This is a genomic window from Streptomyces sp. NPDC002886, assembly GCF_042888445.1.
Classification (GTDB): Bacteria; Actinomycetota; Actinomycetes; order Streptomycetales; family Streptomycetaceae; genus Streptomyces.
On record NZ_JBIAPV010000007.1, the window covers coordinates 294,269 to 308,770 of the forward strand.

The following is a 14,502-nucleotide window of genomic DNA, read 5'->3' on the forward strand; positions in this document are numbered from 1 at the left end:
TGGTCGGTCCGCTCAGTCCGGGGAACCCAGGACCACGGGCGGCGTGGCCGACGGGGCCGCGCGGACGATCGTGATGACGCGGTCCGTCAGTTGGAGCGGGCTCGCGTGCGGATCGTCGTACGGGAGCAGGCGGTGGCCGCGCAGGACGCTGACGACCAGGTCGTCGGTGTCCCGGACCGATTTGCCGACCTCCCCGCGGTTCACCGGACGCTCGATCAGATCGAGGCCGCTGCCCTGCTGGATGAGGTCCTCCATCACCGTGCCCGCGCTCGGGCTGAGCACCGAGAGCCCGAGCAGCCGGCCCGCCGCGCTCGCGCTGGTGATGACGGCGTCCGCGCCCGACTGCTTCAGCAGCGGCGCGTTCTCCTCTTCCCGCACGGCCGCCACGATCTTCGCGCCGCGGTTGAGCTGGCGGGCCGTCAGGGTGACCAGGACCGCCGTGTCGTCGCGCTGGGTGGCGATGACGATCTGACGGGCCTTCTGGATCTCGGCCCGCAGCAGGACGTCGGAGCGCGTGGCATCGCCGACGACCCCGGTGAACCCCTCCGCGTTGGCGATGTCGATCACCTTGGCGCTGGGGTCGACGATGACGACCTGCTCCTTGCTGAGCCCGGTGGACAGCAGGGTCTGCAGGGCGGAGCGGCCCTTCGTGCCGAAGCCGACGACGACCGTGTGGTCTCGCAAGTTCTTCCTCCAGCGGCTGAGCCGCCACTCTTCCCTGGTCCGCTCGGTGAGGACTTCCAGGGTGGTGCCGACCAGGATGATCAGGAACAGCACGCGCAGCGGGGTGATCAGCAGGACGTTGACCAGCCGCGCGCTGTCGCTGTACGGGACGATGTCGCCGTAGCCGGTCGTCGACAGGGTGACGGTCGCGTAGTAGACGCAGTCGAGGAAGTCGACCTTGTCGTTGGCGTTGTCGTGGTAGCCCGCGCGGTCGATCCACACGATCAGGACCGTCAGGGACATCACGAACAGCGCCATCAACAGCCGCCGGGAGACCTGCCGGAGCGGTTTCTCGACGATGCGCTTGGGCAGTTTGATGCGGCGCGAGACGAGCTTCTCGTCGGCGCCGCGTGCCATCGCGTCGGATCCGTGAAGTTTCACGTGAAACATCCCCCCGAAGCCCAGGGGAGATCGAGGATCTCCAACTCCTGCCCCGACCGTGCCCCGTTCGGGGGTACGACGGCCAGCGCGTCGGCGGCGGCCACCCCGCGGAGCATCGCCGGCCCGTTGTAGCGCAGCGGTACGGCGTGGTCCTCGGTCAGCAGGACCGGTACGAGCCGGGTGTCGTGCGGGTGACCGGGTACGTCGCCCTCCACGGGGACCACGTACCGGGGGCGCGGGCGCCGCCCGGCGAGGGCGCGCAGCAGCGGGTCGGCGAGGGTGAGCAGTCCGGAGACGGCGGCCAGCGGGTTGCCGGGCAGCCCCACCAAGTGGCGGACCGGGTCCTGGCCGGGGGCCCCGCCGCCGATGCGGGCCAGCAGCATCGGGTGCCCTGGGCGTACGGCCACCCCGTCGACGAGCAGTTCGGCGCCGGCCTTGGCGAGCACGGGGTGGACGTGGTCGACGGGGCCGGAGGCGGTGCCGCCGGTGGTGATGACCACGTCGGCGGTGGAGCCGGTGACGGCCGCCAGCAGGGCTTCGGCGCCCTGCGGGTCGTCGCCGAGCCGTCGGACGGAGACGACCTCGGCGCCGAGCCGGGTCAGCCAGGGGCCCAGCATGGGGCTCAGAGCGTCACGGATGAGGCCGTCGTGCGGGGGGCCTTCGGTGAGCAGTTCGTCGCCGAGGACGAGGATCTCCACGCGCGGCCGGGGCCGGGTGGTGAGCTCGTCGTACCCGGCGGCCGCGGCGAGGCCGAGGACGGCCGGGGTGACCAGGGACCCGGGGGGCAGCAACAGGTCTCCGGTGCGGCACTCCTGGCCGCGCGGGCGGATGTCCTGTCCGGTGGCGACGGGTCGCTCGGCGTACAGCAGGGTGCCGGCCTCGCGGGAGTGCTCGCTGCGGATCACGGCGCTGGTGTCCGCGGGGATCCGGGCGCCGGTGGCGATCCGTACGGCCTCGCCGTCCGCGAGGGGTGCGGGGCGCTCGCTGCCGGCCAGGGCGCTCTCGCCGGGGCGGATCGTCCAGGGGCCGGGACCGGCGACGGCCCAGCCGTCCATCGCGGAGGTGTCGAAGGACGGCAGGTCGCCCAGGGCGTCGAGGGGCGCGGCCAGCACCTCGCCGAGGGCGGCCGCCAGGGGGACCCGGTGGGTGCGGCCGCGGACGGCCGAACCGGCGCGGGTGGCGGTCTCCCGGGCCCGGAGCCAGGACGCGGCGCGGTGGCCGCCGGGGGCGGGGTCGGGGGCTCCGGCGGTGTCGGCGCGCGAGTCGGCGCGCGGGGCGCGGCTGACCAGGGCGAGGGCCTGGTCGAGGTCGCGGTCGGCGTCCGCGGCGGCGGGGTCGGCGGCGGGGTTGGCGGTCATCCGGAGCCGGTCGCTTCGGGGCCGGTCGCCTCGGGCCCGGTGGTGTCCGGGGCCTCCGCGGCCCAGCGCAGGGCCAGTTCGGCGGCCTTGCGCGAGGCCTCGGCCACGGCCTGTTCGGGGTCGGCGCCGGTGGCTTCGGCGTGGGCCGCCGCGTAGCCGACGAGGAAGGTCGTCAGCGGTGCGGCGGGCCGGGCGACGCCGTGCGCGGCGTCACGGGCGAGGTCGAGCAGGGTCTTGGTGTCGACGGCGACGTCGATGCCCAGCTCGTTCTTGACGGCGGTGATCCATTGCTCCAGCACGGTTCCATGCTCTCTGATTCGGGCGCGGGCGGCGGCGAGATCGTCCCAGGTGTCGCAGTCGAAGGAGGCGAGCGGGGCGGCCGCGGTGACCGGGGTGAGGTCGAGTTCGGCGGTGAGGGCGCGCAGGGGGAGGCCGTTCACCGAGCCGTGTTCGGTGGCCAGCAGGGCGATTTCCCTGCGCAGGGGCTCGGCGCGGTACGCGGCGACCAGGGGCTGGTCGCGGCCGCCCGGATCCCGGAGCAGGGCTCCGTCACGGGCCTGCTGTCCGGGCGCGTCGAGGGCCCCGAGCAGGGAGCCGACCGTGTCCCGGTCCAGGAACGGCAGATCGGCGGAGAGTACGAGGACCAGCGGGGCGGTGGTGTGCCGCAGCCCGGCGTCCAGCGCGGCGAGGGGGCCGCCGCCGGGGGGGTCCTCCCGGGCCCAGTGCACAGGCCGGGCGGTGGGCCTGCGGCCGGCGACGACGACGGTGGTGCGGGCGTCCGCGCAGGCGTCCAGGACGCGGTCGAGGAGGGGGCGGCCGCCTACGAGGAGGCCGGGCTTGTCGGCTCCGCCCAGGCGGGTTGCGGCGCCGCCCGCCAGGACGATGGCGTCGTAGGTCATTCCCCGAGTATGCGGGGGGTCGGGGCCGGATGGGCTGTGGCGTTTACCGGGTTCTTAACCCGGTACCCGCGGGGTGGCTGGGGGTGTTCCGCTGCGCGGGGCGGAAGTCCCCTACCCGCCCTTCCACCGTTCCCCGGGCGCTGCCCGGACCCCGGTCCTCAAACGCCGGACGGGCTGAAGAGCAGGGGTCCCGGGCTGCGCCCGGACCCCTGGGGCTCCGCCCCAGACCCCGGTCCTCAAACGCCGGACGGCTGAAATGGCGCGGGCGGGCTGGAGGGGTGGGTACCGGGCTGCGCCCGGACGTCCTGGGCTGCGCCCCGGGCCCCGTGGCTCAAGCGTCGGCGGGGCTGGATTGGCGGGGGCGGCCGAACGGCCCCGTGGGGCCGGACATGGGTCCGGGGCCGCCGTGGGGCGGCCCCGGAGGGGTGGGGCGGGGTGGGTTAGAGGTAGGGGCCCGAGCGGATGGCGCCGTGGGGGCCGTCCTCGTCGTCCTCGTGGGAGGAGCCCGGCGGGAGGGCGCGGCGCATCTGTTCCAGCTGGGCCCGCGCCGCCATCTGCTGCGCGAACAGGGCCGTCTGGATGCCGTGGAACAGGCCTTCCAGCCAGCCCACCAACTGGGCCTGGGCGATGCGCAGTTCCGCTTCGGAGGGGATCGCCTCCTCCGTGAAGGGGAGGGACAGGCGCTCCAGTTCCTCGACCAGCTCGGGAGCCAGGCCGTCTTCCAGCTCCTTCACGGACGCCGCGTGGATGTCCTTCAGACGGACCCGGCTGGCCTCGTCCAGAGGTGCGGCGCGTACCTCTTCCAGGAGTTGCTTGATCATGCTGCCGATCCGCATGACCTTGGCAGGCTGTTCGACCATCTCCGTCACCGGGACCTCGCGCGACTCGTCATCGGCGCCGCCGACCGGCATCCCGTCCTGCCCCACGATCAGGCCGGGCGGGGGGCTGTCCTGCGACCGTTCACTCCTCGGCATCTCCATGCCGTCATTGTCTCGCACACCTTCGTATTCACACGGTGTGCCCCCGCACGGGCGTGATCCACCCTGTGCGGGGGCACCAACCGGTGCCGGAATGGTCAGGCCTCGCGGCGGGCCAGTGCTCCGCTCGAACGGGTGACCAGGGCCGCCAGCAGCGCCGCGCCCACCGGGACGACGATCAGCAGGCCGCCGAGCGTGGTCCACGGCACCGCGATCGGGATGTACGGGAGGGCCTCGGTGGCCATCTCGTATCCGCCCTCGATGCCGGACCGGACCATGTCGGCCGCGGCCCGCCGTTCGGTGAGCCGGAGCCCGACGGCGGGCAGGAGGCCGGCGGCCGAGCCGAGGATCACGCCCATCAGAGCGACCACCCCGCACTGGAAGCCGCTGAGCGTGCGCCGCACCCGCGGCGGTGCGCCGACCGCCGCCAGGGTCTTCAGGTCGCCCTCGGCGTCCGCCTGGGCGAGGCCGGTCGCGATGCCGGCCGCGCCGATGGTGACCAGGCCCGCGAAGACGGTCAGGACGAGCATGACCAGGCTGTCGTCGCCCTCGTAGCCCTTCTCGATCCGGACGCTGGTGTCCGCGCCCAGCTTGTCGAGGGCCCCTTCGAGCCGCTGGCGCTGCTCGGAACTCGCGTCCCCGTCGAGGGTGAAGTACGAGCCGAAGGGGACGGTGGCGATGCCGGCGCTCTTCGCCGCCGCGGGCGGCAGCACCAGTTCCACGCCGTAGCCCTTCACCGAGTCGGGGACCTGGTACGCGGCGAAGACCTTGTCCTTGCCCGGCGGCGGCTCATCGGGTGCGGAGCCGGGGGCGGTCTCGCCGCGGCCCTTGACCAGCCGCACGGTGACCTTGCCGTCGCGCACCTGCTGCTTCTTGAAGGAGACGGCCTTGCCGGCCTTCAGCGCGGCCGCGGCGCCCGGGTCCTCGACCCCCAGGACCGACATCAGCTTCTGGTCGGCGACGACCAGGGAGTACTGGACCCCGAAGCGGTCGTGCTGGCACCGCCAGTCGGCCATCAGCTTCTTCCGCTCGGCCACGGAGAAGGACTCCGAGCCGTTCGGGGCCGAGTAGAGGGGGCAGCGCTGTTCCTTCGGGATGATGATCTCGGCCTGTCCGCACTCCGCGTCGTCCCCGTACGGGGAGCAGCCCGGCTTGCCGACGACGAGACGGTCCACGTCGGCCCGTACGGCCAGCGGGAGTTCCTTGGAGAGGGTCTCGCGCACCGGGGGCACGTCCCGGTAGGCGGTGAAATCGCTGCTCTCGATCAGACCGGAGCCGTACGGGAGCTGGGCGACGTACTCGTGCCGCGCCTGGATCTCCCTGCTGTGCTGGTACGTGGCCACGGCGACGGTGCCGGCGACGGCGGCCAGGACGGCGGCCACGGCGGGGGCCGTGCGCCCCCGGTTGCGGACGGCGTCGCGCAGCGCGAGGCGGGGCGACAGCGGGAGCCACCGGCCGGCCCGGCCGAACAGGCCGACCAGGGTGGGGGTGAGGGCGACGACGCCGAGTTCGGCGATGGCGCTGCCGCCCGCGACGACGGTGGAGCCCATCTCGGAGACGGAGCCGAACAGGGCGATGGCTGCCCCGCCCGCGATGGCGATCAGGCCGAGGACGGGCAGCACCCGGTTGGCCCGGCGCACGCCGCGGCGGCCGGTGAGGGAGGCCAGCACGGTCTGCCGGGAGGCGTTGACGGCCGGGACGATCGCGGCCAGCAGGCCGGTCAGGACGGCGAGCAGGCCGATGCCGAGGAGCTCCAGCGGGCGGATGTCGAAGCTGCCGAACCGCTTGCCGATCGTGTCCTCCAGCACCGGCTGGAGCCCGAGGGTGAGGGCGATGCCGACGATGGTGCCGATGACGGCCGCCGCGGCGCCGATGACGAGGCCGCCGGAGAGCACGATGGCCCGGATGTGCCGCCGGTCACCGCCGTTGGCGCCGACCAGGCCGAGCTGGCGGCGCGAGCGCCGGGCGCCGACCGCGAAGGCGGGTCCGGCCAGCAGGCAGATCTCCAGCATGGCCAGGCCCACGACGGTGGAGACGATGGCCAGTTCGGTGGTTCCGAGGGTGACGCCGGGCTGCCACAGGTCCTTGGGCTGCTGCGTGTAGAGCGGCACTTCGGAGTCGGCCGGCGGGTCGAGGAGCACGACGCGCGATTCGACGAGGAGGTGCAGCTTGGCGTTGGTCTCCTTGACCATGTTCCACGTGAAACCTTCGCCGCCGACCTTCACCAGGTACTCGTCCTGGGGGTCGATCCCCGTGCCGACGGCGGCCTTGCGGTCCCGGTCGAGCGGGGCCAGCAGGGTTCCCGGCGGCGCAAGGAGCTGCGAGTTGTGCAGGGCGTCGGGCATCTCGTAGACGCCGACGATCTTGTACGAGGTGGTCGACTCGCGCGGGGTCACGCTGGAGCCGAGGAAGTACCCGGACTCCTTCAGGAAGGCGCCGGTGGCGAGGATCTCGCCGGGAGCTTTCGGCAGCCGCCCGCGCTCCAGCGTCCACAGGCCCTTGACCAGCGGGCTCGTCAGGTCCACCTCGCGGAGCTCGGCGTCCAGGATGCCGTACCGGCTGCGGACCTTGGCGTAGGTCTTGCTGTCCTTGACGGACTGCATTCCGGCCGGGAGTTGGGGATCGGCGGCGGGCTCCTCCATGCCGCCGGAGCTCTCGTTGTACTTGTCGTAGCCGCCGACCGGGGCGTAGTTCTGCGCGTCGGGGCTCTGGTAGAGGGGCGCGTTCATGTGGGACGAGGTCAGCTTGGCGTCGGCGGCGCCGAGCACCCGGTCGACGTGCTGCTCGGTGGAGAGTTCCGAGCTGCGGAGGGTGAGGTCGACGGCGCTCACGCCGACGATCGGCAGGGCGATCATGGCCAGGACGAGGGCGCTGCGGCCCTTGGAGCGCCAGGCGTCGCGGCGGGCTATCCGGATCGCCGCGATCCAGGAGTGGTACATGGAGATCACTGAGCGGCCGCCTGCCCGGAGAGCAGGGAGTCGGCCTGGCTGCGCAGGGTCTCGTCGACGACGCTGCCGTCGCGCAGGAACACCACGCGGTCGGCCCACGCGGCGAAGCGCGGCTCGTGGGTGACCAGGATCCCGGCCGCGCCGGCGTCGCAGCGCGAGCGCAGCAGGGCGAGCACGGACTCACCGGTCTCGGAGTCCAGGGCGCCGGTCGGCTCGTCGGCGAGGACCAGGCGGCGGTCGCCGACCAGCGCGCGGGCGATGGCCACGCGCTGCTGCTGGCCGCCGGACATCTCGTCGGGGAAGCGGTCGGCGAGCTGCCCGAGGTTCATCTCCTCCAGGGCCGCGAGCGCCGAGACGCGGGCCTTGCGGGCGGAGACGCCGTCGAGTTCGAGCGGCAGGGAGACGTTCTCGGCGGCGGTGAGCGCCGGGATCAGGTTGTAGTCCTGGAAGACGTACCCGATGCTGCGGCGGCGCAGGGCGGCCAGCTGCTTGCGGCTGGCGGTGGTGATGTCGGTGCCTTCGACGATCACCCTGCCGCCGCTCGGGGTGTCGAGTCCGCCGGCGAGGGTCAGCAGCGTGGACTTGCCGGACCCGGAGGGGCCCATGACGGCGACGAGTTCGCCGGGGTACACGGAGAGGTTGATTCCGCGCAGGGCGTGCACCTCGGTGGCGCCGCTGCCGTGGGTGCGGACGAGCTGGTCCAGCTGCAATACGGGCTGGTCGGGCATGAAGGGTTCCCCCCTGGGACGTGGAGCGGTGGCTCAGACCCGCCGCGTACGGGCGGTGCGGGAAAGAGACCGGTCGGTGGTCGTGGGTGTGGTCGGGTCGGTGGTGCCCTCGGGCGGTTCGGCCTCGGCCGGTGCGCGCTCCCCGCGCGCGGACAGCCGTACGAGCCGGGACTCGCAGTGGTCGAGCCAGCGGGCCTCGGCCTCGGTCTGGAAGATCAGCTGTTCCAGGACGAGCAGCCAGGCGATGTCGTCGCGCTCGCCGGAGCGCCCGCTCTCGATGGCGGCGAGCGCCTGCGCCTTGAGCCGGGTGTAGTCCTGCATGGCCTGGACGGTGGCGTGCCGCTGGGACTGGATGACGGCACGGATGTCCACGCCGGGTGCGCCGACGGCCATGGCGAGCTTGATGGCGAGCTCGTCGCGGGGCGGGTTGGCCCGGTCGACGGGACGCTCGTACCACGCGTGCAGTTCGTGGCGCCCGGTCTCGGTGATGGCGTACAGGGTGTGCCCGGCGGTGTCCTCGCCGCCGGGGGCGACGAGGCCGTCACGCTCCAGCCGGGCGAGCGTCGTGTACACCTGCCCGACGTTGAGGGGCCAGGTGGAACCGGTGCGGGACTCGAATTCGGTGCGGAGCTGAGAGCCGTACCTGGGGCCCCGTTCCAGTAGGGCGAGAAGCCCGTGGCGGATCGACATACTCAGTATGTATACCGAGTATGCCCGGCTCCGCAACCATCCTGAGACGTAGGTCCCAAGGGGGACCGGGGGTGCGGCCGGGGGTGGGAGCAGGGGTGGGGCGGGGGTCAGAGCGGTGGCTACATGCCCCGGCGCAGCCGCATTCCCATGAATCCGAGACCCAGTCCCATCAGGGCGAATCCCGTTCCGAGCGGCAGTATGTGCGCGGCCAGGTCGGCGGCCCGCTCGTTCGGTTCGGTGCCGAGCGCGCCGATCATCGGGGTCGCCGTGGGCTCGGTGGGGATCGCGGGAACCTGCGGGAGCGGCTCGGTGCGCGGGTGCGTGGGGACGGGGCGCGCGGCGAGCACGGTCTCGGGATTGGCGGGTTCGCCCACCGGCCGCCCGGGCCGCTCCCGCCCGGATCCGGCCGCGGTTCCGGCGAGGTCCTCGAAGGCCCGGTCGGCCGAGGTCGCGGGGTCGCCCGACGGCGCCGCTCCCGCGACGGCGGAGGAGAAGGCGGAGGCGCCGGAGAGGGTGGCGGAGGAGAAGGCGGAGGCGGCGGAGAGGCCGTGCGCCGCCGACGACGCCGCGGCCTGCGCGGGCGCCGTGATCAGCAGCGCGGCTGTTGCCATCGCTGCCCCGGCGGTCCAGCGCAGCGCGCGGGCGTAGGTCACGGACTCAGATTTACATAACCGGACAAAAGCGGCATCCCGTACAGGCCGTTCGGGACGCCGCCCCCCTCAGAAGGTCGACGCCGCGTCTACTCCGGGTCGCCCGTCGAGATCCACAGGGTGATGGTGTCCTTCGTCGGGTCGAACGACGTGCCGGATTCCGGCATCTGCTGGACGACGGTCCCCTCGCCGTAGATCGCCTCGTCCTTGGGCTTGGGGTCGTACTTCCAGCCGGCGGCCCGGATGCACGCCTTCACCGAGACCTGGTCGATGTACCGGAAGTCCGGTGCCTCCACCTTGGCCGGGTCGTGGGAGTCCTTCCGCGCCTCCTTGCACTTCTCTTCCTTGATCGTCTTCGAGGGGTCCGGACCCTTGTGCCCGGCCTTCGCGGAGGCCGAGCTGGACGCCGAAACGGAGGACCCGGGGGTCGACGGACCGGCCTTGTCCTTGTCGCCGTCGCCGCCCATCTTCAGCACGGCGATCAGCCCGCCGATGGCGACCAGCGCGACCACCACGGCCCCGATCACGACAGGGTTCTTCTTCCGGCCGGTTCCGCCGCCCGCACCGGTCCCGCCGTGCCCGCCCTGCGGCGAGAGCGTGTACGGAGGCGGGGTCGAGGTCGAAGCCGCGTACGGAGCCGGGGTCTGCGGCTGCTGGTGCATCGGCTGCTGGTGCTGCTGGTGCTGCTGCGGGTACCCGTACGCCCCGGACTGCGGCCCCGGAGGCGGCGTCGGCGCGTAAGCGGACGGGACCGGGGTGTGCGGTGCCTGGTACGGCTGCTGCACCGAGTGCGGCGGCGCCTGGGCGGCGGAGTCCACCGGCGGGAACACGGCCGAGCCGAACCCGGCTCCGCTGTTCGTGGGGTGCGCGCCCGGGACGATGACCGGGGCTCCGGTGTGCCCGGCGCCCGCCACCCGCGCGACCTCGTCGAGCATGGCGGCGGCGGTGGGGAAACGCTCGTTCGGGTTCTTCTTCAGGGCCCGCGCCACCAGCGCGTCCATCGCCGGGGTGACCGAGCGGTTGATGCTGGAGGGCGCGACCGGCTCCTCTTGCACGTGCGCGTACGCCATGCCCAGCGCGGAGTCGGCGACGAAGGGGACCCGCCCGGTCAGCAGCTCGAAGAGCATGATGCCCACCGAGTACAGGTCGGAGCGGGCGTCCACGGCCCGCCCGAGCGCCTGCTCGGGGGAGAGGTACTGCGGGGTGCCGACGACCATGCCGGTCTGCGTCATCGAGGTGACCCCCGACTGCATGGCCCGCGCGATGCCGAAGTCCATGACCTTCACCACTCCGCGCCGCGTCATCATGACGTTGCCCGGCTTGATGTCGCGGTGGACCAGCCCCATCTCGTGGCTGCTCTCCAGGGCCGCCAGCACGTCGGCCGTCACCTTCAGCGCCTTGTCGGCCGGCATGGCCCCGTACTGCCTGATGTCGCCGTCGAGGACGGAGCCGAGCGGCTGCCCCTCGACGTACTCCATGACGATGTAGGGCATGACCCCGCCGTCGGCCGCCGCGGGGTTCGCGAAGGAGACGACTCCCTCACCGGTGTCGAAGACCGAGACGATGTTGGTGTGCGACAGTTTCGCTACAGCCTGCGCCTCGCGCCGGAAGCGTTCGCGGAAGGACTGTTCGCGTCCCAGCTCGCTGTGCAGGGTCTTGATGGCGACCTGGCGGTCGAGTGCCGAGTCGTAGGCGAGGTAAACGGAGGCCATGCCTCCCTCGCCGAGCAAGTCCCTCAGCTGGTAACGGCCACCGGCCAAAGAGCCGCCCGCGTACTGGCCCTGAGTGCCGTCCTGGCTCATGACTGTTGCTTCCCCTCGGGATGGTCCCCACGCCCCTGGCTGAGCGCATGTCGGCCTCAGTCTGCCGGAGGGCAAGCACACGTCAAGCCAGGTTCCCGTTCCGTGACCACAAGGCCACAGGGGGTCCACAGGCGCCTTGTGGAGGGTCCTCGTCCGAACGGTGACCGGTTCTGAGGCTGTAGCGTTCGTCGGAGCACACGATGAGGACACATCCGCTGAGCGGCGGCCGAGACAGACGACGGTGAGGACTGATGGCACCCGAACCCGAGGGAAGCGGCGCCGGGATGGCAGAGGGTCCTGAGCACTGGGGCGCGGGCGGCCTGGTGGGAGACGGCCGTTACCGGCTGACCCACCGTCTGGGCCGAGGCGGCATGGCCGAGGTCTTCGCGGCGGAGGACGTCCGGCTGGGCCGGACCGTCGCCGTCAAGCTGCTGCGCCCCGACCTGGCCGAGGACCCGGTGTCCAAGGCGCGTTTCACGCGCGAGGCGCAGTCGGTCGCCGGCCTCAACCACCATGCCGTGGTGGCCGTGTACGACTCGGGCGAGGACCGGGTCGGCCCGAACGTCGTCCCCTACATCGTCATGGAACTGGTCGAGGGCCGCACCATCCGCGACCTGCTGATCAGCGCCGAGGCCCCGGGCCCCGACCAGGCGCTGATCATCACCTCGGGTGTGCTGGAAGCGCTCGCCTACTCGCACCAGCACGGCATCGTGCACCGCGACATCAAGCCCGCCAACGTGATCATCACGGACACCGGCGCGGTCAAGGTCATGGACTTCGGCATCGCGCGCGCCCTGCACGGCGCGCAGTCGACGATGACCCAGACCGGCATGGTCATGGGCACGCCGCAGTACCTCTCGCCCGAACAGGCCCTCGGCAAGGCCGTGGACCACCGCTCCGACCTGTACGCGACGGGCTGCCTGCTCTACGAACTCCTCTCGCTGCGTCCCCCGTTCACCGGGGAGACCCCGCTGTCGGTGGTCTACCAGCACGTGCAGGACGCGCCGATCCCGCCCTCGCAGCTGCCGGAGGGCGGCAACATCCCGCAGGAGCTCGACGGGCTCGTCATGCGCTCCCTCGCCAAGGACCCGGACGACCGGTTCCAGAGCGCCGAGGAGATGCGCGGGCTGGTCCAGTACGCCCTGCAGATGCTGCACGACCAGGGGGCCAACACCGGCACCTGGAACACCGGCCCGGTCACCATGGCGCTGCCGCACGGGCGCGGCCCGGCGCAGACCACGGCGATGGCGACGCCCGGCCAGGGCCAGCCGCCGTACGGCTCGCACTCCAACACCTCGCAGTTCCAGCAGCCGATGGTGCCGCCGCTGAACCCGGACGACGGCTCCGCCTACCCGGGAGGCGGCGGCAACGGCCACGGCCAGGGCGGGAACGGCGGCTACGACGGGTACGGCGACCGTTCCGGCGGCGGGGGCCGCTGGAAGATGCTGCTGTTCGCCCTCCTCGCGGTCCTCGCGATCGCGGGCGGCGTGGCGTACGCGGTCAACAACTTCGGCGGCGGCAAGAAGGACCCGGGCACGGGCACGAGCTCGTCGGTGACCCCGCCGCCCTCCTCGGAGAGTTCGGGAGAGAGCACCCCGGCGCCGGAGACGTCCTTCTCCGAGTCGGCGCCGTCGAAGTCGTACACGCCGGGTCCGAGCCGCAGCAAGTCCTCGACGCCGAGCTACTCGTACTCGCCGTCGTACACCCCGTCGCCGACGCCCACGCCGACGCCTACGCCGACCCCGACGCCCACCCCGACCCCGACGCCCACGCCGAAGCCGACTCCGACTCCGACTCCGTCGAAGACGCCCGAGGAAGACGGCGGCGGGGAAGTCGGGGAGTAGCCCCGAGTGACGAAGAACGGCCCGGCGGCCCCTCTCGATGAGGAGGCCGCCGGGCCGTTTCCTTCGGGACCAAAGTCCCGCGGGGAGCTGCTCAGAGCGCGTGCTGGTACTGCCGGTCCATGTTGCCCGCGAAGGTGTGGACGGTGACCAGGTGCGGCTCGATGCGCATGTAGACGGGGTCGAACACCGCGCCGTCCACGAAGTGCGGAGCGGGTCCGAACAGTTCCAGTTCGGCCGTGGTGGGTTCGACGAGGTTCGCCGTACCGGTGAACTGCACCGACCACAGTTCGGACTCACCGGAATTGAAGTTGTCGGCCCCGTACGAGACCACGCTGCCGTTGCAGGCCTGGTGGTAGCCGAAACCGGAATGCATTCTCAGGACGACCTTGCCGTTCACCACGATGTGGCGCGCGATCGCGAGGAAGGGCAGCGCGCGCATGCTGGTGGCGGCTCGGCCGTACGGCACGCGGCGCAGCAGTTCGATGGCGTGGAGTTCCTCAGGGGACATGTCATCCACTGTCCGGTACCGACACCCTGCCGGAAAAGAGGAGCCCGCCCCGCAGATGAAGGACGTTGGTCCCGAATTAAACAGTGCGCCCCGTGGAATCGTGCGACCACGGGGCGTCACACTGGGTTACGGAATCCCAGGGCGCGACCGGACGGCCTAGCGCCCCTTCTCGGCCTGCAGACGGGCCACGTACGCGGCGGCCTGGGACCGGCGCTCCATGCCGAGCTTCGACAGCAGGCTGGAGACGTAGTTCTTGATCGTCTTCTCGGCCAGGTGCAGCCGCTCGCCGATCACGCGGTTGGTCAGGCCCTCGCCGATCAGGTCGAGGATCTTGCGCTCCTGCTCGGTGAGGTTCGACAGCCGGTCGTCGCCCTTGCCGTTCTTGCCGTCGCGCAGCCGTTCCAGCACCCGGGCCGTGGCGACGGGGTCCAGCAGGGACTTGCCGGCCGCCACGTCGCGCACCGCGTTCAGCAGCTCGTTGCCGCGGATCGCCTTCAGCACGTAGCCCGAGGCACCGGCCATGATCGCGTCGAACAGCGCCTCGTCATCGGCGAACGAGGTGAGCATCAGGCACTTGATGTCCTCGTTCTGGGAGCGCACCTCGCGGCAGACTTCCACGCCGCTGCCGTCGGGCAGCCGGACGTCCAGGACGGCCACGTCGGGGCGGGTGGCGGGGATCCGGACCAGTGCGTCGGCGGCCGTACCGGCCTCACCCACGACCTCGATGTCCGATTCCATCGACAACAGCTCGTGAACACCCCTGCGTACCACTTCGTGGTCGTCCAGGAGGAATACCTTGATTTTTCCGTTTTCGCGCACGAACTCAGTTTCACACACTCACCCCTTCCCTGCCGGTGGCGAGCGGGATAACGTGCCGTTGTTCCGGCCCCCTGCAAGGCTGTGACCAGTGGTTGTTCCCGGTTCCGCCGATTTACTTGGAAATCCAAGCAAAATCGCAGGTCAAACGGGGTTTCGCAGTTATGCGACGCACTGG

The 14,502-nt window shown here is 72.0% G+C and carries 12 protein-coding genes; 1 reads left to right on the plus strand and 11 read right to left on the minus strand.

Annotated features, from left to right (window positions below):
- Positions 1-12: 12 nt before the first annotated feature.
- From ACFYYB_RS29495 to ACFYYB_RS29535, 9 genes are all read right to left on the minus strand, one after another.
- Positions 13-1,113: a potassium channel family protein gene (locus ACFYYB_RS29495; protein WP_389438820.1), complete on the minus strand. Its 1,101-nt coding sequence runs from the start codon at positions 1,111-1,113 to the stop codon at positions 13-15.
- Positions 1,101-2,462 carry a molybdopterin molybdotransferase MoeA gene (locus ACFYYB_RS29500; protein ID WP_389438822.1) on the minus strand — a complete coding sequence of 454 codons (1,362 nt, stop codon included), beginning with the start codon at positions 2,460-2,462 and terminating at the stop codon, positions 1,101-1,103. Before ACFYYB_RS29500 ends, ACFYYB_RS29495 begins: the two co-directional genes overlap by 13 nt.
- Positions 2,459-3,361 (minus strand): NTP transferase domain-containing protein, encoded by a 903-nt coding sequence (locus tag ACFYYB_RS29505; RefSeq protein ID WP_389438824.1) that lies wholly within the window; start codon positions 3,359-3,361, stop codon positions 2,459-2,461. The genes ACFYYB_RS29500 and ACFYYB_RS29505 overlap by 4 nt, the downstream gene beginning before the upstream one ends.
- Positions 3,362-3,801: 440 nt before the next feature.
- Complete coding sequence (locus tag ACFYYB_RS29510) at positions 3,802-4,341, minus strand: bacterial proteasome activator family protein (RefSeq protein ID WP_266906713.1); 540 nt, start codon at positions 4,339-4,341, stop codon at positions 3,802-3,804.
- A gap of 95 nt (positions 4,342-4,436) precedes the next feature.
- Positions 4,437-7,286, minus strand: coding sequence for an FtsX-like permease family protein (locus ACFYYB_RS29515; RefSeq protein WP_389438827.1), 2,850 nt, complete (start codon positions 7,284-7,286; stop codon positions 4,437-4,439).
- Entirely contained in the window at positions 7,283-8,014 is a 732-nt protein-coding gene (locus tag ACFYYB_RS29520; RefSeq protein ID WP_382980152.1) for an ABC transporter ATP-binding protein, read from the minus strand. The genes ACFYYB_RS29515 and ACFYYB_RS29520 overlap by 4 nt, the downstream gene beginning before the upstream one ends.
- A 33-nt stretch (positions 8,015-8,047) precedes the next feature.
- On the minus strand, positions 8,048-8,704 hold the full coding sequence (locus ACFYYB_RS29525) for a PadR family transcriptional regulator (RefSeq protein ID WP_389438830.1): 657 nt from the start codon (positions 8,702-8,704) through the stop codon (positions 8,048-8,050).
- A 119-nt stretch (positions 8,705-8,823) separates the two neighbouring features.
- Positions 8,824-9,357, minus strand: a complete 534-nt coding sequence (locus tag ACFYYB_RS29530; RefSeq protein WP_389438832.1) for a hypothetical protein — start codon at positions 9,355-9,357, stop codon at positions 8,824-8,826.
- Positions 9,358-9,443: 86 nt separating this feature from the next.
- Positions 9,444-11,156, minus strand: coding sequence for a protein kinase (locus ACFYYB_RS29535; protein WP_389438834.1), 1,713 nt, complete (start codon positions 11,154-11,156; stop codon positions 9,444-9,446).
- A gap of 284 nt (positions 11,157-11,440) precedes the next feature.
- On the opposite strand from ACFYYB_RS29535, the gene ACFYYB_RS29540 reads away from it, so the two are divergent.
- On the plus strand, positions 11,441-13,000 hold the full coding sequence (locus ACFYYB_RS29540) for a protein kinase (protein WP_389438836.1): 1,560 nt from the start codon (positions 11,441-11,443) through the stop codon (positions 12,998-13,000).
- Between the two features lie 91 nt (positions 13,001-13,091).
- On the opposite strand, the gene ACFYYB_RS29545 is transcribed toward ACFYYB_RS29540, so the two are convergent.
- Positions 13,092-13,508 carry a pyridoxamine 5'-phosphate oxidase family protein gene (locus ACFYYB_RS29545; protein ID WP_389438838.1) on the minus strand — a complete coding sequence of 139 codons (417 nt, stop codon included), beginning with the start codon at positions 13,506-13,508 and terminating at the stop codon, positions 13,092-13,094.
- 156 nt (positions 13,509-13,664) lie between these two features.
- The gene (locus ACFYYB_RS29550; RefSeq protein WP_266906697.1) at positions 13,665-14,327 is read right to left on the minus strand and encodes a response regulator transcription factor; all 663 of its coding nucleotides are present in this window, start codon (positions 14,325-14,327) and stop codon (positions 13,665-13,667) included.
- Positions 14,328-14,502: the final 175 nt, after the last annotated feature.

Excerpts from the sequence above, each read along its gene's own strand:
- ACFYYB_RS29495 (WP_389438820.1), bottom strand. The coding sequence starts at position 1,113 with ATGTTTCACGTGAAACTTCACGGATCCGACGCGATGGCACGCGGCGCC.
- ACFYYB_RS29500 (WP_389438822.1), bottom strand. The coding sequence starts at position 2,462 with ATGACCGCCAACCCCGCCGCCGACCCCGCCGCCGCGGACGCCGACCGC.
- ACFYYB_RS29505 (WP_389438824.1), bottom strand. The coding sequence starts at position 3,361 with ATGACCTACGACGCCATCGTCCTGGCGGGCGGCGCCGCAACCCGCCTG.
- ACFYYB_RS29510 (WP_266906713.1), bottom strand. The coding sequence starts at position 4,341 with ATGGAGATGCCGAGGAGTGAACGGTCGCAGGACAGCCCCCCGCCCGGC.
- ACFYYB_RS29520 (WP_382980152.1), bottom strand. The coding sequence starts at position 8,014 with ATGCCCGACCAGCCCGTATTGCAGCTGGACCAGCTCGTCCGCACCCAC.
- ACFYYB_RS29525 (WP_389438830.1), bottom strand. The coding sequence starts at position 8,704 with ATGTCGATCCGCCACGGGCTTCTCGCCCTACTGGAACGGGGCCCCAGG.
- ACFYYB_RS29535 (WP_389438834.1), bottom strand. The coding sequence starts at position 11,156 with ATGAGCCAGGACGGCACTCAGGGCCAGTACGCGGGCGGCTCTTTGGCC.
- ACFYYB_RS29540 (WP_389438836.1), top strand. The coding sequence starts at position 11,441 with ATGGCAGAGGGTCCTGAGCACTGGGGCGCGGGCGGCCTGGTGGGAGAC.
- ACFYYB_RS29545 (WP_389438838.1), bottom strand. The coding sequence starts at position 13,508 with ATGTCCCCTGAGGAACTCCACGCCATCGAACTGCTGCGCCGCGTGCCG.